At 56.8% G+C, this 22,192-nt stretch carries 19 protein-coding genes; 11 read left to right on the top strand and 8 right to left on the bottom strand.

Features of this window, described 5'->3' with window-relative positions; translation table 11 throughout:
• The coding region (locus G547_RS20695; RefSeq protein ID WP_027330490.1) for an integrase core domain-containing protein at positions 1–294 on the top strand (294 nt) is incomplete at its 5' end.
• 44 nt (positions 295–338) lie between these two features.
• Here the strand turns inward: G547_RS20695 and G547_RS0108475 are convergent.
• Positions 339–1,829 (bottom strand): S41 family peptidase, encoded by a 1,491-nt coding sequence (locus G547_RS0108475; protein WP_027329488.1) that lies wholly within the window; start codon positions 1,827–1,829, stop codon positions 339–341.
• A gap of 344 nt (positions 1,830–2,173) precedes the next feature.
• Here G547_RS0108475 and G547_RS0108480 point away from each other — a divergent pair, with 344 nt between their 5' ends.
• The 4 genes from G547_RS0108480 (at position 2,174) to G547_RS0108495 (ending at position 6,891) form a co-directional block, all read left to right on the top strand.
• Complete coding sequence (locus G547_RS0108480; protein WP_027329489.1) at positions 2,174–3,460, top strand: GGDEF domain-containing protein; 1,287 nt, start codon at positions 2,174–2,176, stop codon at positions 3,458–3,460.
• A gap of 315 nt (positions 3,461–3,775) precedes the next feature.
• Positions 3,776–5,134, top strand: coding sequence for an ergothioneine biosynthesis protein EgtB (egtB, locus tag G547_RS0108485; RefSeq protein WP_084645803.1), 1,359 nt, complete (start codon positions 3,776–3,778; stop codon positions 5,132–5,134).
• A complete protein-coding gene (egtD, locus tag G547_RS0108490) occupies positions 5,131–6,087 on the top strand; it encodes an L-histidine N(alpha)-methyltransferase (protein ID WP_027329491.1) in 957 nt (318 codons plus the stop codon). Before egtB ends, egtD begins: the two co-directional genes overlap by 4 nt.
• 27 nt (positions 6,088–6,114) lie before the next feature.
• Positions 6,115–6,891 carry a PhzF family phenazine biosynthesis protein gene (locus G547_RS0108495; protein ID WP_027329492.1) on the top strand — a complete coding sequence of 259 codons (777 nt, stop codon included), beginning with the start codon at positions 6,115–6,117 and terminating at the stop codon, positions 6,889–6,891.
• Between the two features lie 24 nt (positions 6,892–6,915).
• Here G547_RS0108495 and G547_RS0108500 read toward each other — a convergent pair whose 3' ends face one another.
• The 4 genes from G547_RS0108500 to G547_RS0108515 form a co-directional block, all read right to left on the bottom strand.
• A complete protein-coding gene (locus G547_RS0108500; protein ID WP_027329493.1) occupies positions 6,916–7,875 on the bottom strand; it encodes a glycoside hydrolase family 43 protein in 960 nt (319 codons plus the stop codon).
• Positions 7,876–8,027: 152 nt separating this feature from the next.
• A complete protein-coding gene (locus G547_RS0108505; protein ID WP_036187806.1) occupies positions 8,028–10,214 on the bottom strand; it encodes an alpha-amylase family glycosyl hydrolase in 2,187 nt (728 codons plus the stop codon).
• 126 nt (positions 10,215–10,340) lie between these two features.
• Entirely contained in the window at positions 10,341–11,276 is a 936-nt protein-coding gene (locus tag G547_RS0108510) for a bile acid:sodium symporter family protein (protein WP_027329495.1), read from the bottom strand.
• 106 nt (positions 11,277–11,382) lie between these two features.
• The gene (locus tag G547_RS0108515) at positions 11,383–12,858 is read right to left on the bottom strand and encodes an RICIN domain-containing protein (RefSeq protein WP_027329496.1); all 1,476 of its coding nucleotides are present in this window, start codon (positions 12,856–12,858) and stop codon (positions 11,383–11,385) included.
• A gap of 333 nt (positions 12,859–13,191) precedes the next feature.
• On the opposite strand from G547_RS0108515, the gene dkgB reads away from it, so the two are divergent.
• The 3 genes from dkgB to G547_RS0108530 all read left to right on the top strand — a co-directional run bounded on the left by dkgB (position 13,192) and on the right by G547_RS0108530 (position 16,512).
• Positions 13,192–14,007, top strand: coding sequence for a 2,5-didehydrogluconate reductase DkgB (gene dkgB, locus G547_RS0108520; protein ID WP_027329497.1), 816 nt, complete (start codon positions 13,192–13,194; stop codon positions 14,005–14,007).
• A 171-nt stretch (positions 14,008–14,178) separates the two neighbouring features.
• Positions 14,179–15,759 (top strand): enolase C-terminal domain-like protein, encoded by a 1,581-nt coding sequence (locus tag G547_RS0108525; RefSeq protein ID WP_027329498.1) that lies wholly within the window; start codon positions 14,179–14,181, stop codon positions 15,757–15,759.
• Positions 15,760–15,828: 69 nt separating this feature from the next.
• Positions 15,829–16,512, top strand: a complete 684-nt coding sequence (locus G547_RS0108530) for a type 1 glutamine amidotransferase domain-containing protein (RefSeq protein ID WP_027329499.1) — start codon at positions 15,829–15,831, stop codon at positions 16,510–16,512.
• A 26-nt stretch (positions 16,513–16,538) separates the two neighbouring features.
• Here G547_RS0108530 and G547_RS0108535 read toward each other — a convergent pair whose 3' ends face one another.
• Together G547_RS0108535 and G547_RS0108540 are read right to left on the bottom strand one after the other, a co-directional pair.
• Positions 16,539–17,282 (bottom strand): DUF3307 domain-containing protein, encoded by a 744-nt coding sequence (locus G547_RS0108535; protein WP_027329500.1) that lies wholly within the window; start codon positions 17,280–17,282, stop codon positions 16,539–16,541.
• Positions 17,275–17,898 carry a hypothetical protein gene (locus tag G547_RS0108540; RefSeq protein WP_027329501.1) on the bottom strand — a complete coding sequence of 208 codons (624 nt, stop codon included), beginning with the start codon at positions 17,896–17,898 and terminating at the stop codon, positions 17,275–17,277. Before G547_RS0108540 ends, G547_RS0108535 begins: the two co-directional genes overlap by 8 nt.
• A gap of 294 nt (positions 17,899–18,192) precedes the next feature.
• Here G547_RS0108540 and G547_RS0108545 point away from each other — a divergent pair, with 294 nt between their 5' ends.
• The gene (locus G547_RS0108545) at positions 18,193–18,471 is read left to right on the top strand and encodes a high-potential iron-sulfur protein (protein WP_027329502.1); all 279 of its coding nucleotides are present in this window, start codon (positions 18,193–18,195) and stop codon (positions 18,469–18,471) included.
• Positions 18,472–18,582: 111 nt separating this feature from the next.
• Entirely contained in the window at positions 18,583–19,599 is a 1,017-nt protein-coding gene (gene mgrA, locus G547_RS0108550) for an L-glyceraldehyde 3-phosphate reductase (RefSeq protein ID WP_027329503.1), read from the top strand.
• A gap of 14 nt (positions 19,600–19,613) precedes the next feature.
• On the opposite strand, the gene G547_RS0108555 is transcribed toward mgrA, so the two are convergent.
• Positions 19,614–20,285 carry an alpha/beta hydrolase gene (locus tag G547_RS0108555; RefSeq protein ID WP_027329504.1) on the bottom strand — a complete coding sequence of 224 codons (672 nt, stop codon included), beginning with the start codon at positions 20,283–20,285 and terminating at the stop codon, positions 19,614–19,616.
• A gap of 160 nt (positions 20,286–20,445) precedes the next feature.
• Here G547_RS0108555 and ppnN point away from each other — a divergent pair, with 160 nt between their 5' ends.
• Positions 20,446–21,861, top strand: coding sequence for a nucleotide 5'-monophosphate nucleosidase PpnN (gene ppnN / locus G547_RS0108560; protein ID WP_051235103.1), 1,416 nt, complete (start codon positions 20,446–20,448; stop codon positions 21,859–21,861).
• The last annotated feature ends 331 nt before the right edge of the window (positions 21,862–22,192 follow it).

Genomic DNA, 22,192 nt, shown 5'->3' on the forward strand with positions numbered 1-22,192 from the left:
TATCAGCTATACTTGGCGCTGAATGAGATAGAACACACCAAAACCAAGGCTCGACACCCGCAGACCAATGGCATCTGTGAGCGATTCCATAAGACAGTGCTGCAGGAGTTTTATCAGGCCACGCTACGGCGTAAGATCTACGATACGCTGGAGGCACTTCAGTCGGACTTGGACGACTGGCTGCATGAGTACAATCATCACCGTACTCACCAGGGGAAAATGTGCTGCGGCAGGACGCCAATGGAAACCCTGGAAGATGGCAAGCGAATCTGGAAGGAAAAGTTCGTAGGCTGAACTTGACCTGACAGACACCATCGGAAAAACCGGTAACTGTCAGATCAAGTCTGGACTACTACATCTGATGCGCTTAGGGTATTATGATCGACAAGCACAAAGAGTGACCCCTCAAAACTACCTTCTTTTTTCAGGAGGGTTCTGGCTATTGTCTCCGTGCTGAAGCTTCCAGGGCGCGTCGAACTGGGGAACCGGATCGCGGCAAAGGGAACACCCTGATCAAGAAAATACTTCATTACGTCGGCATTATCAGCTTCCCAAGGGTAGCCTCGGAGATCCATAATGATATTCTGGTACTGATCAAAGCTCTTCCTATAATCGACATCACTGAAGGCGTTTAAGTGAAGATACAATGTAGCGCCTTTGTTAAAAACCTGGCCATGGCTTCTGGCAGCCCAACTCTTTTGCATTCTATGATGATCACTTCGATCTACCGTCTCAACGGTCAACTTCAGAGTTTCACCATTCCTTTCCACTTCCAGAGAAACGTTATCCTTGTTCGATATCGTTAGGTACTTTGCAATCACTTGGTTTTTGAAATGTTGGTTCGATGAGGATGCATACTGCTCAAGATAACGCTTGATGTCAGTAACGCTTTTTCCACCAACACTTTGAATGGAATCCCCGACGGCCAATTCTTCCCTGGCGCCAGAAGCTGTACGAAGAACGGCTTTCACCCAGAACTTGCCATCCACATAAGTCACCATTACCGGCGCCAGCTTGTCTCCAAATATCTTCCGACTCAAATCGTTCTCATCTTCGGATATTGCGGCGTGGCCATCCTCCATTCTCACTAAAAGCCTCTGCATGGCTTTTATGTACAGAGCATCACTGTTCGCACTCACAAAATCAAAAACCACTTCCCTCAAAACGCCGCCCCATCCTCCCGGAATGGATTCCTTGTAGGGAAAATAGTACTCCACCGCGTTCCATACCCTGAAAAGCGACAGAATTCTTAGCTCCACCGTCAAGCCTTGATTGGGGTAATGGCTTTCATTCCCGAAGTTAGACATATGTGTAGACTGATCAATTTGGTTATAGAAGCTGTTACTTTCCCGAGAATAGCCAAAAACCTCCAAAAGGCTTTTTCGTGCGGAAAGGGTAATATTTGGATCATCGTATATCCACTGAGGTATTTGGCTAGTTTCGAGATCGGCCTGTAGCCTTTGACCAGACTCACCGCCAAGGGATAACAACTGTTCCAGGCCCGATGCGGTATTGACCCTCTCATACACACTGTATCGTTGAACAAATTTATCAAAATAGCTGCTGACACCCTCAGATGCTTCTCGACAAATTTGGTTTAGCCCCTCAAACAGGAACTCGTCTACATCCAACTTTCCGCGTCTAAACCCAGGGTGATAGTACTTCAGAAATCCCCATACTTTCGCGATGGAGGCAAGTTCACCCGAGGAGCAATTCTCATATATATTCGAGTCATCTCCTTCTTCGGAAAAAGCCATCGCAGGCGAGAAAACCAACAGAAATGCCAGACTGGGAACCGTCCGGTGAAGCAAAGATCGGAGATTTTTCATGATTGCTTTCCCGCCATCCTTAATTAGGATTTAATCAATCGATAGGAGTACCGCTCTCTCTGAGATTGGCGTCTATTCACCCAAATCAGAAGTTACCTGATCGCAAGGCAGCGAAATCGATGAAAGCGCGCAGCGTCTTCGGAATCAGTGCCTGTCGCTGGTAGACAAGGTGAATCGGCCAGGGTTCCGGCGCCCATTCCTGCAAGACCGTGTCCAGCTGCTATGAATTCTTCGGAGCGACGAACTGAATTAAGAGCGCGCTATTTCTGTGGAAATGGAATTCTTGGCACTTTTGTTCACTTTAGGCTAGGCTACAGCTTATTGAATTAACGTTTTAGTAGCCCATGCAGGATTCCCGATTTTTTAGCCGAACGGCATTTGCCCTGGCGCTGGTGACCTTACTCGCCGTGGCCGGGCACTCGGTGTTGCCCGAAAAGCACTGGGAATGGCTTCCCGATCCAGACCGGGTGGCTCATATCTACGCCGACGACATGCACGGAGGCGCCAGCAGCGCCCACTGGATTGATGAAAGTGCTCATCACTTTCGTTGCGTACTGCGAGAGTCAGATCTGCCCGCTCCACCTTTTTGCGGTATTCACATCCATTTCGATACAGCCTCGAAGCCATCTGTTGATCTAAGTCGTTATCGTCGCGCTTATATTGACGTAGACTATAAAGGCGGCAATCAGAAGCTTCGCCTCTACCTCACCGAGTTTGTCCCCGGTTTCACCGACACGGAGGAACCCGTGCGGTCGGGCACTGCCAAATACTTGAGCGCCTATGTCCCCTCCACCGAAACTGACCAACAATTTGTGGTCCAGATGGGGGAGTTCCTCGTCGCCGACTGGTGGGTAAACGATCAAAATGTGCCCCGAGAGTTCTCAACCGCGAGCCGCGACAAGGTACTGACCTTCGGAATTGACATCGCCTACCCTTCAACGCTGGGCGAGCACGAACTCAAGGTCAACCGGGTCACGTTTGTCGGCGATTGGATTTCTGCGGAAAACTGGTATCTGGGAATTCTGTTCATTTGGGTGGTTGCACTGATTGCGGTTGGCCTGGGGCGAATTATTTACCTGCGCCAGGTACTCTTAAATGAACAGAAAGAGAAAGCAAAATACCAGGCGCTCTCCAGCCAGGATGCGTTGACCGGCTTAATGAACCGACCGGGGCTGATGACCGAATATCATCGGCGTATTGAAGCCGACGATAACTGCTGGCCGGTGACCGTCATGGTGATCGATATCGACCACTTCAAACCGGTGAACGACACTTACGGCCACAGCGTGGGTGACCTCATACTCCAGCGGGTCGCTCACCAAATTCTCACGCATACTCGAGAGACCGACATCGCCGCACGGTGGGGCGGTGAGGAGTTTGTGGTGGTGCTGCCCAGCACGCCCGGCCAATCCGCACTCCCACTGGCCGAACGCCTGCGCCAAGCGGTTAAGGCAGAGACCCATCCCGAAGCAGGCAGTCAAGGGGTCACCATCAGTATCGGTGTTTGCCAGGCCGAACGGAGCGACCGTTTCGAGGATGCCTTCAAGCACGCCGATACGGCGCTGTATCGGGCCAAAAACAAAGGTCGTAACTGTGTCGTGGTGAAAGGAGAAACTGCCTCGCAGGCTTAACCGCACCCAGGAGAATAGACGCTGGTAGGGTCTGGAGGGCGATACTGCAAGAACGTTAGCCGCAGGACGAAGAGTACCGCGCCTCCTGCCTGCAGGACAAACCAGTGCGCGCAGCAAGCCATGGTACAGCCACCCGGGAACCAATCGTGTTTCCTTTCACTCGGCTTTATGGCGCCAAAACCTTCAATCAGAATCCATCAAAGGGGGTCGCCGGCCGATTGAAGGGGCACTTTTGCGGTTCTCGGAACAAGAGTGATAGCATTGATGTCAAGGTTTCGAAGCAACACTGACCATTGACATGCCCGAGGACCGATTATGATCAGGGGTAGTGAGTTAGCGGCAACCGGCGGGAGCAGCACGCGAGGCCCTGCGTCACTCAACGACAGAGAGACCTGGCGGCGTCTGGAGCCGCCCAGTCAGCGCGCACTATTGGGCCGATTATACGAGGGCATTCGAGCCGCTTCGGTCGAACTGTGTCAGCCGCTGGTGGCAGAAGATTTTTGCCTACAGGCGGTTAAAGAAACCAGCCCTCCCAAATGGCATTTGGCTCACACCACCTGGTTTTTTGAAACTTTCCTCCTCCAGCCATTTCTTCCCGATTACAAAGACTTTCACCCCGCGTTTCAACATCTGTTCAACTCCTATTACAACGCCGTCGGCGAACAGTTTGCGCGGCCTATGCGGGGACTGCTGACGCGCCCCACGATCGATGAAGTGATGGCCTACCGAGCGTCAGTGGATCAGTCCATCAACCAGTTGATTGACACTTGCGATCAGGAAAATTTGCCGGCTGTGAGCAAATTGTTGGAGCTCGGGTGCAACCATGAGGAACAGCACCAGGAACTGCTTCTCACAGACCTCAAATACAGCTTCTCCCTCAACCCGATCAAACCCGTTTACCAATCAGCGCCATCAGACGTCGCCAATGATGACGCTGGCTCGACAGTCCGCTCGTCGCAGTGGTGGGAATATCAGGGCGGCCTGTGCGAGGTCGGCCATACCGGGTCAGGTTTTTCGTTTGACAACGAACACCCACGTCACAAAGTATACCTTGAGCCCTACCGGCTTTCCCCTTGGTTGGTCACCAATGGTGAGTTTCTGGCGTTTATTGAAGCCGGTGGCTATGACCGACCGGAGTTCTGGTTATCGGATGGGTTCGCCGAAGCGACGGCGCAGGGCTGGAAGCATCCGCTTTATTGGCGTCTTGTGAACGGCCGCTGGTACGAGTTCACCCTCTCGGGTGAACGTCCTGTGAACATGAATGAGCCGGTAACCCATGTGAGCTTTTATGAAGCGGATGCCTACGCCCGCTTCTGCGGTAAACGGCTTCCCACCGAAGCGGAGTGGGAACTGGCCGCTGAAACTGTACCAGTGGAGGGTAATCTGCGCGAATCCGGTCGCCTTCACCCCGCGCCGGCCGATGGCGTAAACCCCTTATTTGGCGACACTTGGGAATGGACCGCCAGCAGCTACAGCCCCTACCCTGGTTATGAACCGGAAGCCGGCGCGGTCGGGGAATACAACGGCAAGTTTATGATCAACCAGATGGTGCTTCGCGGTGGCTCCTGCGTCACTCCCGCCGGGCATATCCGGGCCAGTTACCGAAATTTTTTCTATCCGCCGGATCGGTGGCAGTTTACCGGCATTCGACTCGCAGAAGGAATCCGCCAATGAAGGCTACGCACTTTTACGACTTTTCACCCAAAGAAGACAGTTTCCGCTCCGACGTGCTCAAAGGTCTGTCACTTGAAACCAAAACCCTCTCTCCCAAGTATTTTTACGATCAACGCGGCTCCGAGCTGTTCGAACAGATCTGCCAGCAGCCGGAGTATTACCCCACGGACACGGAGATCGGCATTCTGCACGAGAACCGGACCGAGATCGCGCAGCTCTCCGGCACTGGCTGTGAACTGGTGGAGTTCGGCTGCGGTGCCAGTAAGAAAATACGCGTGTTACTGGAAGGGCTTCGACCGAAAACGTACATCGGCGTGGATATCTCACGGGAGTTTTTGATCGAGTCTACCAACAGGCTTTCCAGCGATTATCCCTGGTTGGAGGTACACGGCCTGTGTGCCGATCTGTGCGAACCGATTACCCTGGCAAAACCCTCGGACGGACAGCGAATCGGCTTCTACCCCGGGTCCAGTATTGGCAACTTCGAGCCCGACGACGCCATTGAAATGCTACGCAACTTCAAGTCTCTGCTCGGCCCGGGCGGTACGCTATTGATTGGTGTCGACCTGAAAAAGGACGACCGGATACTCACCGCCGCCTACAATGACTCCGCCGACATTACCGCCCAGTTCAATCTCAACGTTCTCGAACGCATGAAAGGCGAACTCGGCGCGGTAGTCGACACCAGTGCCTTCGAGCATCGGGCTTTCTACAATGAACGTCTCGGCCGTATAGAAATGCATCTGGTCAGCACCCAGCCCCAACGTATCGAAATTGATGGCGAAGCGTTTCTGTTTGAAGAGGGTGAGAGCATTCACACCGAAAGCTCCTATAAATATACGGTCTCTGAGTTTCAGGCGCTGTGTTGGCGAGCCGGTTACGAGGCACTCAAGTGCTGGACGGATGACGACGCTCTGTTCAGTGTTCATTTATTGCGGGTCACCGGCGGTTGAAAATGACCAGCACCAGGAGTGAGGCCCATGGCGCCTGATTATCGAGTCGCCACATTCGTCGGGCCAGGCGCATTGGGCACGGCTCACTCGGTATTCCTGCGGGAGCACCTGGAAGAGGCCCCCTTCCTCGAACAGTCTCAACACACCAGCGACACGCTCGTTCTGCTGGAGGCGCCCGGCGCGAGTAAGGGCGATACGCCACTTCGAGTACGGTTTTTCGCCAATGGCCACCCTATTCTGCGCTGCGGTTCGGGCGCTCTGGCTGCGGCCTGGGTATTGAGCGAGCACTGTGGTCAAAGCGCGCGCACGCCGGTGCACCTGCGCACCACTGAGGAAACGGTTCGAGTCTTCAGAGACGGGGAAGGCTTCGGTTATGAGAGCATGCCTCTGGGGCAGCAACCGCTGCAAGAAACGGGGGTGTGGCAACGCATTGTGGGAGCTCGGGTGCGAAGCGGCGCCCTTTGCGGCAGTGAAAGTGATTACGCGATTGTTGAGCTCGAATCCGAGGAGATGGTGCGAGCGGCCATACCGGACTTACCTGGGTTAACGCATGCGTCTGAACGCGCACTGATTCTTACCGCCCGGGAAAACCGCCATTATGTGCTTCGCTATTTCGCGCCCCAGTATGGCCAGCCCGAGGGCAGTGCCACCGGTTCGGCCAATATCCAGTTGTTGCACTACTGGTACGGGCAAGGGTGTCGGGAAGCGATGACCGCCCGACAGTGCTCCACCTCGGCTGGTGAGTTTTGGGGCATGCCGGGCGCGGACACCGTCCGCCTTTACGGACGGGTAAAGGCCACGTAGGTGGCCCCTAACCGCCGCCTTGGTTTACGGTTCCGAGACCTTCCGCTTTATTTCTTCCAAGACAGACTCCGGCACGGTGAACACCGTACCGTGGCGAGTCCCCTCGGGGAAGTCGATCCGGTCTGAAATGTTCTCCCAGGTTTCAAAATCGCGGGTGCGCATGGCTCCGTACTCGTGCTCGATATACTCGTCGTAGTAGACAATGAAGTGTTCGCCGGTGCGCAGTAACGTCGGGCCTTCGACCCATACGCCATCCGGAGTGAACGGCTCTGAGGGAGTGCTCCAGGGGCCGTAGAGGCTATCGCTACGGGCGACTCGCAGGTTTTTCTCCGCCGGGTGGCGGGTCTCATCCTTCAGGATCATGACATAGCCTTCGCCATCGCGAACAATGGTGGAGTCGATCACGTTAAAACCCGGCTCGTAAAACAGTTTGGTATCCGTGTAGCTCTCAAAATCCCGGGTGGTGGTGTAGTAAATTCGGTGGTTCAGCCCGTCGTCACCTGTGCTGGCGGTCTCCGGGAAACGCTCCGGGATAGTGGTGGCCCAGTAAATCACATACTGCTTGTTTTGCTCGTCCCAGAAAATTTCCGGTGCCCAGGTGTTGCGCGCTTCAGGTTCATGGGCCATCACCGGCACGAACTGCTGTTCGGACCAGTTCACCAAATCCTCGGAGTGGGCCACCCCCAGCCCCTGGTCTTCCCAGCCGGTGGTCCAGACCATGTGAAACGCCCCATCCGGCCCCTGGATAATACAGGGGTCACGCATCAGGCCGCCGCCGAGGGAAGGTTTGAGGAAGGACTGATCATCGCGCAGCGCGGTCCAGGTCAGCCCGTCCCGGCTGTAGGCCAGATGCAGGCCGCCTTCGCCATTGCCCCGGAATGAAGAGAACAGGTAGACCGTGTCGGCTTTTTGGGTTGGCGGGGCCTGACAGCCCGCCGACAGAACCAAGACCCACAGTAACCCCAGCGCTTTCCACCCACTCATAGGCCCTTTCATGATGTTGCCTCTCCCACTAAGCTTATTTATCAGACAAGTGCGTAGAGTACCGGTTTACGAACGGAAGGTCACCCTGGTGGACTTACAAAAAAGGGGCGCCAAAGCGCCCCTGAAAGGTCATGCCACCGGAGAGTCTGTATTTAAGGGCACTGACTGACCATCATGGTGCCACCGTCGAGGGTTTCATTGAGCTGAAAGCTGAACACATAGTCCGCAGGCTCTGAAATAGTGACCGTGGATTCGGTGCCCGGACCGGAAGCCACGGCCAAAGGCTGTTCCATCCCCAGTTGCACCGCTGCGCTGCCGGCCACGGCGAACTCGTAACTCCAGTCACTGTTGGCGAACTTGAAGCCATAGCTCGTTTCCTGGGATTCAGTGACCACGACCTGATACAGGTTGTCACCCTTGTACCCGAACTTTCGGGCCATCGGCGTTGCGTCGAAGTTGTTGCCGCCGACATAGCTTCCACGAATGTACATGGAGGTCTCCAGGGGGCCGATTCCATCGGCATCGGGCGCATCACAGGCGGCCAGCGGGCCTTCCCCGGTCGGGCCATTTCCGCCACCGCCACAACCGGGGCCGGCTTCGACGGGTTCCTCAAGCTTGAGAAAACGACCGGTGGTGGCGGGCACTTCGATGGTGTACTGGCCATCGACCGCGCTGAGGGTTTCCTCGCTCATCAAATCGGTCAGATCCCCCGCGCTACCCAGGGCACAAGCGTCGAAGGTCGCCGTCACCGGTTGGTCGCTCACGTTCAACAGATACACGATGGCCTCGCCCTCGTGAGATTTGTGGGCAGCGTAAAGGTCCGTCACCCACTCCAGCGGTACTGTAATCGGTGTGCGTTCGCCGCGATACAGTGCCGGCTCCTGCGCCCGCAAGTGCATCAACGCCGAGAGATAATCTCGCAGGTCGGCTTGCTGGGCGTTCGCGTTGAATACCTCGTTATCAACGCCGGAGGGCAGCCCTTCAACTTTGCCACTGTTGCGCGAAACGTGATCATCACACAGGCCCTGATCGGCACAGTTCGCCGTCACCGGATCGGCAAAGCCCGCCACTTCATCGCCGATCTCCTCGCCGTAATAAAGGGTAATGGGGCCGGAGTATGCGGCGAGAAAACTGTAGGCCGCTTTGTGGCGGGCCCAAAACCCGTTTTCACTCGGGTCGGCGATATCGCTCCGTTGCAATAAATCCCCAAAACGTACCAGGTCGTGGTTGCCCATAAAGCCGTTGGGGATGGCGTGGTCAGGGTATCGGGTGTGGGTAACGAAACCGGTGTTCAATCGGGCCGCCGTGGCGTTGCGGGTACCACTTTCTTCCACAGCCAGGGCTTGTACCAGGGCGTAGCGCACCGGAAAGTCGAACGCGGAGCACAGCGCTGGATCGTCTTCGGGGCCGTAGGCTTCAGCGGCGATGTCGCCCTCCCCTTTCCATATTTCCGCGACCATGTAACCCAGCGGGTGTACCTCATCGCCGGCGGCGTTGGTGTAGGTGACGGAGGCCGATGCTTCTTCCACCGCAGCCCGAATATCGACCCAGGCATCCAGAGGGACCTGATAGGCCTGGTCCAGGCGCCAGCCGTCGATTTTCAGCGTTTCAATCCAATAGGTGGCCACTTCTTTGAAGAAGTCCAGGTCATCCGGGTAGACCGCCAGCCGGCCGGTGCCCGCGACACTACCACCCTCGGTGGTCACCGTTTGCTCGCCGGGAGACGGGTATTCTTCGGCATTGTTTTTAAAATGCCCGAACACGCCATCAAAGAACACATACAAACCCATCGCATGAGCGGTTTCCACCAGCTCGCGCGCTTTTTCCATGGAACCGAAATCGGGATCAATGGCGAAGTAATTGCTCGCGTAATAACCGGTGGCATCCAGCCGGTCTGCCGCCAGGTCCTGATCCGCCAGGGGCACACTGTCAAAAATGGGGGTCAACCAAATGGCGTTAAAGCCGAGACCTTTAATGTACTCCAGGCTGTCGATGATGCCCTGAATATCACCGCGATGATGACTGGTACCGTACCCTACGCCGTGACCGATGCTGGCGTCGCCACTAATGAAAGACTCGGTCATTACCTGATAGATTCTCAGGTTCATGGCGTCGTCGTAGGTGGGGTTATCGCACGTTAGTGGACCGACCTCTTCATCGGACCCGTCGTCGTTGTCATCACCGCCATCATCGTCGTCGTTATTGCCGTCATCGACGACATCGTCGTCCGTGGGCGCAGTATCGCCGGATGAGGAGCCGCCGCAACCGATGAGCAAGCCACCGCTTAAAATCAGAGCGGCAAGAATCAGCCGACACCAGTGGTTCTTGGACGTTGTCATTATTATCACTCCTGGAAGTTTTATTTAAACATTATTCAGAGTGATGGTAGGCGTAGGTGTCAGAGGGGACAATAAGCTGCATACGTATGCATGGGTATGAATACGTATGCAGCTTTTTTCCGGCGGTTATTGGTGCTCAGATTTCTCGTCAACGGGCCGCCTTTTCCAGTAGCTGGCCAGTAGGGAGCCTGAAATATTGTGCCAGATAGAAAACAATGCGCCGGGCAAGGCCGCCGTTGCGGTAAAAAACTGATTGGCCAACGCCACGGCCAACCCCGAGTTCTGCATGCCGACTTCGATGGCGAGGGTCCGGGCGGTGCGCTGGTCAAAACCGAGGCCGCGGGCACTGGCGTAGGCGACAGTGAGCCCGAAACCGTTGTGGGCGATGACCGCAAGCGCAATGATGGGCCCGAGGCTGAGCAGTTTGTCGGCATTGAGCGCCACGACAATGGCGATGATCAGAACGATCACGGCCATGGCGAGAGACGCCAGTGCCGACTCCCAACGTTGAATCTGTCCAGCCAAAAGTGGGTGTAGCAGTATGCCGAGCACAACCGGCACCATGACCATCTTGAGAATACTGAGGAGCATTCCCCACAGATCCACACTGATGCCCGTGCCCAACAACAGCCAGGTCAGCAAGGGCGTTAGCGCGACTGACATCAATGTGGACACCAGGGTCATGGATACCGAGAGCGCCACCCGACCGCCGGCCAGCCAGGTAATCACGTTGGAGGCGGTACCCCCCGCTGTGGCGCCCACCAGCACCATGCCCGCCGTGAGCATCTCGTCAAACTGCAGTAGCATAGCGATGCCTAACGCCGCCAAGGGCATCACCGTAAACTGCAGCACCATACCGACTACGATCGGTTTCGGGGAGCGCGCCACGCGGTAGAAATCGCGATGGGAAAGAGTGAGCCCCATGGTGAACATCACCAGGGATAGGAGCCCCTGAATGGCGGGCGCCAAGGAGATAAACCAATGGGGTTGAACCATTGCCACGATAGAACAGGCAATAGCCCAGAGGGGAAACAGACGGTTGATTGATTCGAAAAACGGCATGACAGCGCAACGGTTAGTGGGAACGAAAACCGAAGTCTATCATGCCGTTTTCTGTGGGTCGGGCGTGCTCACCGGAGAGGGGGTCTGTGGTGAGCACGAGCATCACTTAGTTGACGTGATTCAGCGTCCAAAGTTGCTGGTTACCGCCGTTGAAACTCCACTGAACGATGTTGCCACCGTTCTCCGTACTGAAGTCGTACACGTCCAGAGCTTTGCCGCTGAAACGGGAAATGATGGCGTACTGATTATTTCCCTGAGGAACCAGCTCCCATTGTTGATTGTTCCCACCGGAGTAGGCCCACTGACGAATGTCACCGCCGTCTTCCTGGCTCCATTCGAACACGTCGAGTGATTTGCCGCTATGGGCGGCGCGAATGGAATAGTAGCCATTACCCAGGTCGGTAATGTCCCACTGCTGGTTGGCACTGCCATTTGGCTCCCACTGAACCACGTTGGCGCCATCGTCGTGGCTGCCGGAAGCGACTTCCAGAAGTTTACCGCTGTGTACCGAGGTAAGCGTCACGCGACCTTCAACACCATCGCCGCCAGAACCGCCATCGTTGCCGTCGCCCAGGGCAAAGTTGCGGTTGAAGGTGGGCCAGCCATTCTGGAAGTTCAGTTCCAGAATGTCCAGACGCGAAGGCCAGCCATCGGCGGTGTTGCCATCGTAATAATGGATGCTCGCCAGGTCATGACCATTGTAATTGTAGTAACCGAAGTGCCCGGGACCGATATAGCGACCAGCTGATGCCAGTACGGTAGTGCCGCCCCCGTGCCAGAGGTCCACGCCGTTGCGGTCGATGTAGGGACCGGTGGGGCTGGTGGAGCGGCCAGTGACGATGTAGTAGTCACTCTGGTTGCCCGCGCAGCACGCGCCCAAATTGACAAACATGTAGTAGTAGCCGTTGATGTATTGAACCTGGGCGGCTTCGTATTCATTCCAACCACCGCCGTTGCCGACCACGGGGTAGCGGTTGTTGTTCAGGCGCAGCCCCGTGTTCGGGTCGATCTGCGTCACGTAAATGCCGGCATAGTGCGAACCATAGGCCATCCAGACACCACCGTTGGCATCCCGGAATACACCGGCGTCGATGGCATTGACCGGCTCGCCCTGGCTGCTCTGGGGCTCGGTGCGGGTGGAGACCACCATGCCCAGGTCCTGCCAGTTGGGGTTATTGAGTGAGTCGGTTACCGCAACGCCAATAGCGGACTCCATGCCACCATTGCCACCAAAGGCCGAGTAATACAGGTAATAGCGGCCGTTCATTTCTATGACGTCCGGCGCCCAGAAATTACCGTCGAAGTTGGCGACTTGGCCGTTGATCCAGTTGGGCCAGGTACCCGGCGCAAACACTGCCGCACCACCGTGCTGCCAGTTGATCAAATCGGTCGAGTAACGGCTGACAATGCCCTGGTTGCCGTCACCAGTGCCAAAGGTCCAGTAGGTATTCCCATCACGCATGATGGTCGCGGGGTCGTGTATTTCGGTGCCTCCTGAGAGGTTCAGCGCGTTTGCGGACACACTTATCAGCATCAACAGGAGTAGAGAAGTAAAGAATTGGTAGAGATAATTCAGGCGCATAATGTCTCCGAGTTATTGTGAAACGTTATTGGTTTGGATACATCCGGCCCCATGAAGAGACGATAACTCTCCTTATTAGTCATACAATATCATCAGGCAGCGCTACCTTAATGAACTTGAAGCCCGGTTTCCACCCGGCTTCTAGACTTTATTGAAATATTATAATACTTTTAATATTCGGATTTTCGCCCTCCCGCACTACGGATGGATGGTTGGGGTTAGCTGTGGCTTATGAATCGCTAGGATAAGGCCCAGGGTTGAAAAGCGCATTGAGCGGTGCCAACTCTTAGGGCAGTTCACGTAAATTTGTCCCGGAAAACCTAGGAGCATCCTATGCCACAGAATACCGTAATTCCGCCAATTGGTCTGGGCACCTTCCGCCTGAAAGGTCAGGACGTGAAAGATTCCATCAAATCGGCCCTGGAACTGGGCTATCGGCATATCGATACCGCCCAGATGTACGAAAACGAGGTGGAAGTCGGCGAAGCGATACGAGAGAGCGGCATCCCCCGCGAGGAATTGTTCGTAACCACGAAAATATGGCACGAACAGCTGGAAGGCGATGCACCACTGACCAGCCTTGAGGAAAGCCTGAAAAAGCTCGGTCTGGATTACGTTGACCTGACCCTGATCCACTGGCCCTCTCCCAACAACGCTGTGCCCATGAAAAGCTACATCGGTAAACTGAACGAAGCCCGGGAGAAGGGGCTGACCAATCATATCGGTATCTCCAACTTCACCATGGCCCAGGTCGACAAAGCCCTATCCGTGCCCGGGGGCGAGCATATTGTGACCAACCAGATTGAGGTGCACCCGTTCCTTTCCAACAAGAAGCTCATCAAGCACTGTCAGGACAAAGGCCTGCAGGTGACCGGCTATATGCCCCTGGCGGTCGGAAAAGTCATGGAAGATCCTGTCCTGCAAGACATTGCCAAAACGCATGATGTCACCCCCGCTCAAGTCGCACTCGCCTGGGTCGCCCAGCAGGGTGTGGTGGTCATCCCCTCCTCCACCAAGCCAGAGCACCAGAAGGCCAACCTGGCGGCGATGGACCTGGAGCTGAGCGTAGAGCAGATTCAGAAGATCGACGCACTGGACGCCGGAGAGCGTATTGCCAACCCGGACTTTGCACCCGTTTGGGATGAGTAAACCCGCCTATTCCGGGAGGTCAAGGAACCACTAACTCACCAACCGTTGAGCCGCCATCCAGACGGGTGGCGGCTCGGACCCCTGCCCCAGCTTCATCTATACTGATCTCAACGTCGGCGAATACAACAACACTGCGATGCCGACTCCATCAACCAACAGGAGGCTCTCAGCATGGTTGCGATTACCGGAATTGATGTTCAACCCATCGGCGCACCCCCCACCGGTTTTGGCGGGGACGCGCGCAATATTGCCCAAGGCGGTCCGACCTATGCCAACGCCGTTCTGGAAATTCTGACCGATCATCCGGAGTTGCGTGGCACCAGTGTGATTTTCACCAACGGTCACGGGCTGAAAGAAATGTGCTCGGTCACCCGCGATGTTGCCAACCGGTTCCTGCTGCAGGAAGACGGGTTGCCCGCCCCCAACGAGCTGCACAAAAACGGCAACCTGGGCCGGTTCTGTAAGCGTATGTTGCAGGATTCGGACTACAGCTGGCTAGGAGGCGTGGGGGTTTCCCGCATGGCCATTGGCGCCGTGGCCAACGCGCTCTGGGACCTGACGGCGAAAATCCAGCAGGTGCCGGCCTGGGAGCTGATCGCCGACATGACACCCGAGGACCTGCTGGAGTTTATCGACTTCGAGCCGATTGGCGATGTCCTGAGTCCCGCCGAAGCGCTGGATTTACTCCAGCGCGCCCAGGCGGGCAAACCGGAGCGCATCCATCAGGTTTATGAACAGGGCCTTCTGGCCTACAACACCGCCGGCTGGAGCGGCATCAGCAAGGAGGGGCTGATCGATCAGACCCGCAAGATGCTGAACGCGGGCTGGCCCCAGATCAAAATCAAAGTCGGCGCCAGCTATAGCGCCGCGCGTATGAAAGCCGATGAAGAACGCCTGGCGCTGTCCCGCGAAGACATTGACCGCCTGGCGCTGGAAGCGGCGAATGACGACGCCGAACGCATGCGGCTGGTGTTCGAAACCATAGAACGGGAAGACCCTCGCCCGGAACGGATGAAGGTGGCGATTGACAGTAATCAGGTGTTCGACAGCCGTTCGGCGTTCATTTTTGCCCACCAGCTGGCACTGAAGCTGTATGAAGCCAGCCCGGAGTATCAGATCGAATGGTTTGAAGAGCCCTGCAATCAGCACAGTGCCATGGCGCACGTGGAGCTTCAGCAGGCGCTCGATCGGGCTTTCAAAGACTATCACCCGCCCTTACGTGTGCCCATTTCCACCGGCGAGCAGGGCGCCAGCCCCACCACGTTCAAAGACTTGATGCACGCGCCGGATTTAAGTGGCCAAAGCCTGCAGAAATTTTCCATTGACGTCATCCAGATGGACTACTCTCGCGTAGGGGGTATCGGCGATAACCTGGCGATTTTATTGATGGCGCAAAAGGCCCGGGAAGAAGGTCGGGATGTACGCATCTGCCCCCACACCGGCGGTATTGGGCTGTGCGAAGGCATGCGCAACGTTCAGGCCATCAAGCAGGCCCTGTTCGGCCCGGCGAACCTGGCGGGAGTGCCCGATATTCTCGAGTTCGTTGCCGAGGAAGAACGCAGTGTGCACGAAGGGGTGTTCACCAACCCTGCCATTATCAAAAACGGTTACTACCAGATGCCAAAAGAGCCCGGCGTGGGCGTTGACTACAGCGCGCGGGGCAAACAGGACTACCGCCTTCCCGCCGGTGCGGCCTGGCGAGCCAGTGATCACTTCTCCCGGTTGGCGCGTAAATTTATGCAAACCGACTGAACTCATGGGGCGACCCAGGAGCCTAACGCCACAAGCAGATCATTCCGAACAAGCAAAAGGAGAAACGCGATGAATATTTTAATGGTGCTGACCTCCCACGATACCCTGGGCAACACCGGTCAGAAAACCGGTTTCTGGCTGGAGGAATTCGCGGCGCCCTACTATCGTTTCGTGGACGCCGGAGCGACGGTAACGCTCGCCTCCCCCAAAGGCGGGCAACCTCCGTTGGATCCGAAGAGCGACGCGCCCGACGCCCAAACCCCCGATACCGACCGTTTCCGTGACGATGAAAAGGCTCAAACATTACTGGCCAACACCCACCGGCTATCGGATGTAAAGCCGACAGATTACGATGCAGTTTTTTATCCGGGCGGTCACGGCCCGTTATGGGATCTCGCTGAAGATCAGCATTCGGTCAAACTGATCGAACACTTTTACGAGCACGATAAACCCATGGGTTTTGTCTGTCATGCCCCCGGCGTGCTGCGCCATGCCAAACAGCCGGACGGCCGGCCCCTGGTCGCAGGCAAACACCTTACCGGCTTTAGCAACACCGAAGAGGAAGCCGTGCAGCTCACCGAGGTGGTTCCCTTTCTGGTGGAAGATGAATTGCGCCACCACGGCGGCCAATATACGAAGGATGACGACTTCAAAGAGCACGTCATCACCGATCACAAGCTCGTGACCGGGCAGAACCCACCGTCCTCCGCCGCCTCGGCCGAGGCGCTATTGAAGCTGTTGAAGGCCGCTTAGAGAGGGCACTTGGCGCTACCCGCTCCCTACAGCAAGGACAGCAGGTAGCGCACACCCAAGCCAATACCGATGGTCAACGAGAAGCTGAGGAAGGTGCCCATCATCATGTACTCGGCTTTGCGTCGGTCGTCGGTGTCTTTGAAGCGAAAAGCGGTTTTCAGGGCCAGGACAAAGCCAATAGCCGTGTACTGATCCAACAGCACGAAAGTCAGAATCAGTACCCGTTCCAGATACCCGATCATCGCCCCCGCCTTGGTGAGGGATTCGTTCTCGCTCTCGAGCTGTCTGATTTCCTTGATCCAGGGGGCAAGCCCCAGGCTGACCACGACAGACAAGGGCAACAACACCAGCAAGTAGGCCAGCAATACCAACAACACCGGCGCCGACCAGAAAGGTGCCAGAGAGGCTTTGACATCGGCCCCCGCCCAAAACCCCCACAGCACCACCAAAACGGCCCAGTGCAGCACCTGGTCGAGCACAAAGGCCCCCAGACTGGCGCGCGGCAGAAACGACTTGCCCCAGTCGGTCAGAAAGTGGCTGACCGACACCACCGCAAAAACACCCCCGGCCCAAAGCCAGCCCGGCCCCGCGAGGGCGGCAAAACAGGCACCCGCCCCCAGCCCGTGCAGCAGCGCATGCACATAGAGACTGGGCGCGGCGGCGTGATCTTTATACCGCGCAGCCACCCAGCGCCCGGGCTGAAAGGGGAAGTCGAGCAGAAAGTGCACCAACAACAGGGCCAATAACAGCTCATAGGCGTAATCAGGCATAGTCCGCCTCCATCAGCTGCCGGCTGTCGCGCAGGTAACGGTCGAGCAGGTTGTACCGGGCCCGCAGCAGCGCCTGGGTCACGGTGGGCCGACTCTTGTTCAGGCGACTGGCGATGGCGCTGTGCCCCCCTTCGGGCCGACACAGGTGCTCGAAGTAGACCTCGGCCTCACTCGGCGTCCACTGGCAGAGAATGTCATCGACAAAGGCGGTGACAAGATCCAGAGCCAGGGTCAGTTGCTTTCGCTCCGCGTGGAACCGGAGCGTCTCGCGCTCCATCTGGTCGAGCGCCCGACCGGAGTCGGTGTAGGCCGAGCCGAAGCCGCCCTCCGGGCCTTTGGCGGCCCCCAACGCGATCGAAATGCGGGCATCCCAGCGGTCAGAACGGCTGGGGCTGGCGCCGATAAGCCCGGCCCGTAGCCTAAGCGCCACTTCAAACGCCTCGCCAGGGCGCTCCAGGGTGACCTGAAAGCCATCGCCCCGAAAAGTCCCGGCCTCGGCACCATAATCCTGCTCCAACCCGTTCAGAAGCGTTTTTAAACGCCGTGAAAAGGCTTCGGGCTGTTGGACTCGAGTGGAATTGATCAGATCTCCGGTCAACACCGCTATCTCCGCCATTGCATGCTCCTCATTCTGCCTCTCAACAATGTAGCCTAATAGTACTACATTTTCATAACGTTGCCTTTTTAAACAACATTTTGAAATGTTGCTTTATCTCGCTACAGGGGCTCAAAAAACCGCTAAAGGGGTGCTCCCTACGCCGCGACAATACGTATTTCCAATGGCGGCGGTATCAACCGTTGCCACTCCCGCGATGAATCTCACCGCTGGAGTGAAAGCGGACTGTGCTAAAGTTTGAAAAAAATCCGTAAACCACACCGTGACTTAATGCCAGAAGCAGGAGTTGGATCCATGAAACGTAGAGACTTTTTGAAGTTGTCGGCGGCGACCGCTGGCGTCACCCTGATTCCCGCCTATACGGTTCAGGCCCAGGAGGAACAGCTCTCCCCAGACGACCCCCAGGCCAAGGCGTTGGCTTATGTAGAGGTGAGTGAAACCGAAGGCCAACAGTGCCGGAACTGCATTCACGCCAAAGGGGACCTGGAAGCCGAGTGGGTGGGCTGCAACCTCTTCCCCGGCAAACAGGTAAAGGCTGAAGGCTGGTGTAAAGTCTGGGCCGCTCGAGGCTGAGTGAAACCGGCTTGATGACCCGACCGGCGGTGCCAGGCACCGCCGGTCCACTCTCCGCTCTCATTGCGTTACCATAGGCACTCGGTCAATACCCACCATAAGAGTGACACTATGCTAACGACAGAACCCAACCCTCCGTATCGTCCCGACCCACAGCGCTACGAGCGCATGCAGTACCCGCGCTGCGGCCAGAGTGGCCTGCGCCTGCCGGCCCTGTCCCTGGGGCTGTGGCAGAACTTTGGCGGCGTCGACTCACTGAGCAATGCCCGCGATATGATGCGCAAGGCGTTCGACCTGGGCATCACTCACTTTGATCTGGCGAATAACTACGGCCCGCCCTACGGATCGGCCGAAACGACGTTCGGGCAAGTCTTCGCACAGGATCTGGCGCCTTACCGGGACGAACTGATTGTGTCCAACAAAGCCGGTTACGACATGTGGCCGGGGCCCTATGGCATTGGCGGTTCACGCAAATACCTGATCGCCAGTTGCGATCAGAGCCTGAAGCGGACCGGGCTGGAATACTTCGATATTTTCTACTCCCACTGCATGGACCCGGAGACGCCGTTGGAAGAAACCATGGGCGCACTGGATACCATCGTTCGCTCCGGTCGGGCGCTGTACGCCGGCATTTCCAACTACTCGCCGGAAAAAACGCAAGAAGCCATCGCGATTCTGAAATCCCTGGGAACGCCGCTGCTGATTCACCAACCCCGCTACAACATGTTCGACCGTTGGATTGAGGACGGCCTCACCGATGTCCTCAAACACGAAGGGGTCGGCTCCATCGTGTTCTCCCCCCTGTCCCAGGGGATGCTCACCGACAAATACCTGAAGGGGGTGCCCGAAGGTTCCCGGGCCGCGCGGAACGAACAGATTTATTTCAGCGAGAAAGACATCAGCGAGGCACAGTTGGGCAAGGTTCAGGCACTGAACGATATTGCCCAACAGCGAGGCCAATCCCTGGCACAAATGGCACTGGCCTGGGTGCTGAACAACGAGGCGGTCACTAGCGCCATCATCGGGGCCAGCCGGCCGGCACAGATCGAAAACTCCGTCGAAGCGCTGAACAACCTTGCGTTCAGCCAGGACGAGCTCGATCAGATTCGGGGCATTCTGGGCGCCTGAAACGTGCCCATCGCCTACTGACCCGAGAGCCGCTCTCCCAGCCAGCGACTGATCACGGGGATCTGCTCCGGGCAGACCCCGTGCTCTACCCGGTAGCGCTCATAGGCCATCGGGTAACCCCAGGCTTTGAGCTGCTCGCTGGCGCGCTGGCCGAGAATCTCCGGCACCACCGGGTCCTGGACGCCGTGCTGAATCAACACTGGCGTGGCTCTATTCGCGTCGCTGCGCTCAAGCTGCTCCGCTCCCGCCAGGTAAGCGGAGAGCACCAGCAAACCGGCCAGTGGACGGGTCGAACTCAACGCGGTTTGATACGCCAGTGCACCCCCTTGGGAAAACCCCGCGATCACAATACTTCGGCTATCAATGCCCCGCTCGATTTCGCGCTCAATCAGCGCATCAATCTGGGCCTGGGAGCGATGCAGGGTCTCGGTATCCACCTTGCGCTCAATGTTCATGCTGAGCTCCTGGATGTCATACCAGGCGCGCATGACCATGCCCCCATTGACGGTCACCGGAATGCGCGGCGCATGGGGGAACACAAAGCGCGTGTGACACGACGCGGGCAATTGCAGCTGGGGCACCAGCGGGGCAAAGTCGTGCCCGTCGGCACCCAGCCCGTGCAGCCAGATGACGCTGCTGTTGGCCGGTTGCGACGGCTCCACTTCGACGCAGGGCAATTCACTCATAGACTCTCCAAAACAGTGGCGGCTTGTTAAAGTGTTGCAGTATATAGGGCTACCCTTCGTCCCCCAAATGCCGCTACACTCAAAAATGGCAGGCTGTTGAAAACAACTTGCGTGGACCGCTAGCGATACTCGACATTCAAAAATGGATACGGCAACTTCTATGAACCAAGCGACTCGACCCTACACCGGATCAACCCACGACAGTCACCCCACCTCCGATACCATCGATGCGGTGGTCTCTCCGGTTGGTCCTTTGAAAGTGCTCTCCAAGGTCGAAATGGCCAAACTCCTGGATGCCAGTCAAAGTGGGCTCTACACCCTGTTTCGAAGCTGCTCGCTGGCGGTGCTCAACAGCGGCAACTACCTGGATGATGGCAAAGAGCTGCTGGAGCGCTATCGGGATTTTTCCATTCAGGTCGTGCAGGAAGAGCGCGGTATCAAGCTGGATGTGAAAGGTGCGCCCGCCAGTGCTTTTGTCGATGGCAAGATGATTCGCGGGATTACCGAACATCTGTTCGCGGTACTGCGCGACGTGCTCTACGCCAGCGCCGAAATTCAGAGCAATCCGAAATTTGACCTGAACACTCAGGAAGGCACCACGGATGCGGTCTTCCACATGCTACGCAACGCCGACACGCTGCACTCGGGCGTGGACCCGAAGCTTGTGGTCTGCTGGGGCGGCCACTCCATCAGCCGCGAGGAGTATGACTACACCAAGGATGTGGGCTATCAACTGGGGCTGCGCGGGCTGGACATCTGCACCGGCTGTGGCCCCGGCGCCATGAAGGGGCCGATGAAAGGCGCCACTATCGGCCATGCCAAACAGCGAATTCAGGGCAACCGCTATCTGGGTATCACCGAACCTGGCATCATCGCCGCCGAAGCGCCCAATCCCATCGTCAACGAGCTGGTGATCCTGCCGGATATCGAAAAACGGCTGGAAGCGTTTGTGCGGACCGGGCACGGTATTATCGTGTTTCCCGGGGGGGCCGGTACCGCGGAAGAAATTCTCTACCTGCTGGGGATTCTGTTGCACCCTGAGAACCGGGACATTCCCTTTCCACTGATTTTCACTGGCCCGGCGGACTCTGCCGCCTACTTCGAGCGCATTCACGAATTTATTGGCTTGACCCTGGGCGAAGAGGCACAACAGCGCTACCAGATCATTGTGGACGATCCCATCCAGGTCGCGCGCGAAATGCTTGAGGGCGTCAGACACGTGCGCGAATTCCGCAAACACACAGACGATGCCTACTACTACAACTGGCAACTGAAAATCGCCCCCGGCTTTCAACGGCCCTTCGCGCCCACTCATGCCAATATGCGCTCGTTGGAGCTGCACAAGAACCAGGCTTCCCACGAGTTGGCAGCGAACTTGCGACGGGTGTTCTCGGGAATTGTCGCAGGCAACGTCAAAGATGAGGGAATCCGGGCGATTGAAGAGCACGGGCTCTTTGAGATCCACGGCGACCCGGAAATCATGAAGCCGGTCGATGAGTTGCTGTCGTCATTTGTCGCCCAAAGCCGCATGAAGTTGCCCGGGCGCGCCTACAAGCCTTGCTACCGGATCATTTAGCCCTCTCTTAACACACTCACCGCGGGCTCAACCCTCCTCAGGCCCACCCCCTCTCAGGCCAATGTCGGACGATTCGTCGTTCGACTATGGTCAATCTCCTACAAAACTTGCCGACGTTCGCCACTATTTTCCCACCGCGGTTTTCGAGAGAATACGCAGTAACAGGGAGGTACACAGGAAGTGACGTCGACCAAGTAGGGTCAATGGAAGCGCCTTTTTGATCAGAGCCAGGGAGGCTCCAGAGGAATCCGGTGAATGATTCACCGCCCAGGGAGAGTGGAATCGGTAAGGACTCCGTTCCCGGGAAAAGGACAACGCAGGAAGAACGTTT

The organism is Marinimicrobium agarilyticum DSM 16975 (genome assembly GCF_000423345.1).
GTDB lineage: Bacteria > Pseudomonadota > Gammaproteobacteria > Pseudomonadales > Cellvibrionaceae > Marinimicrobium > Marinimicrobium agarilyticum.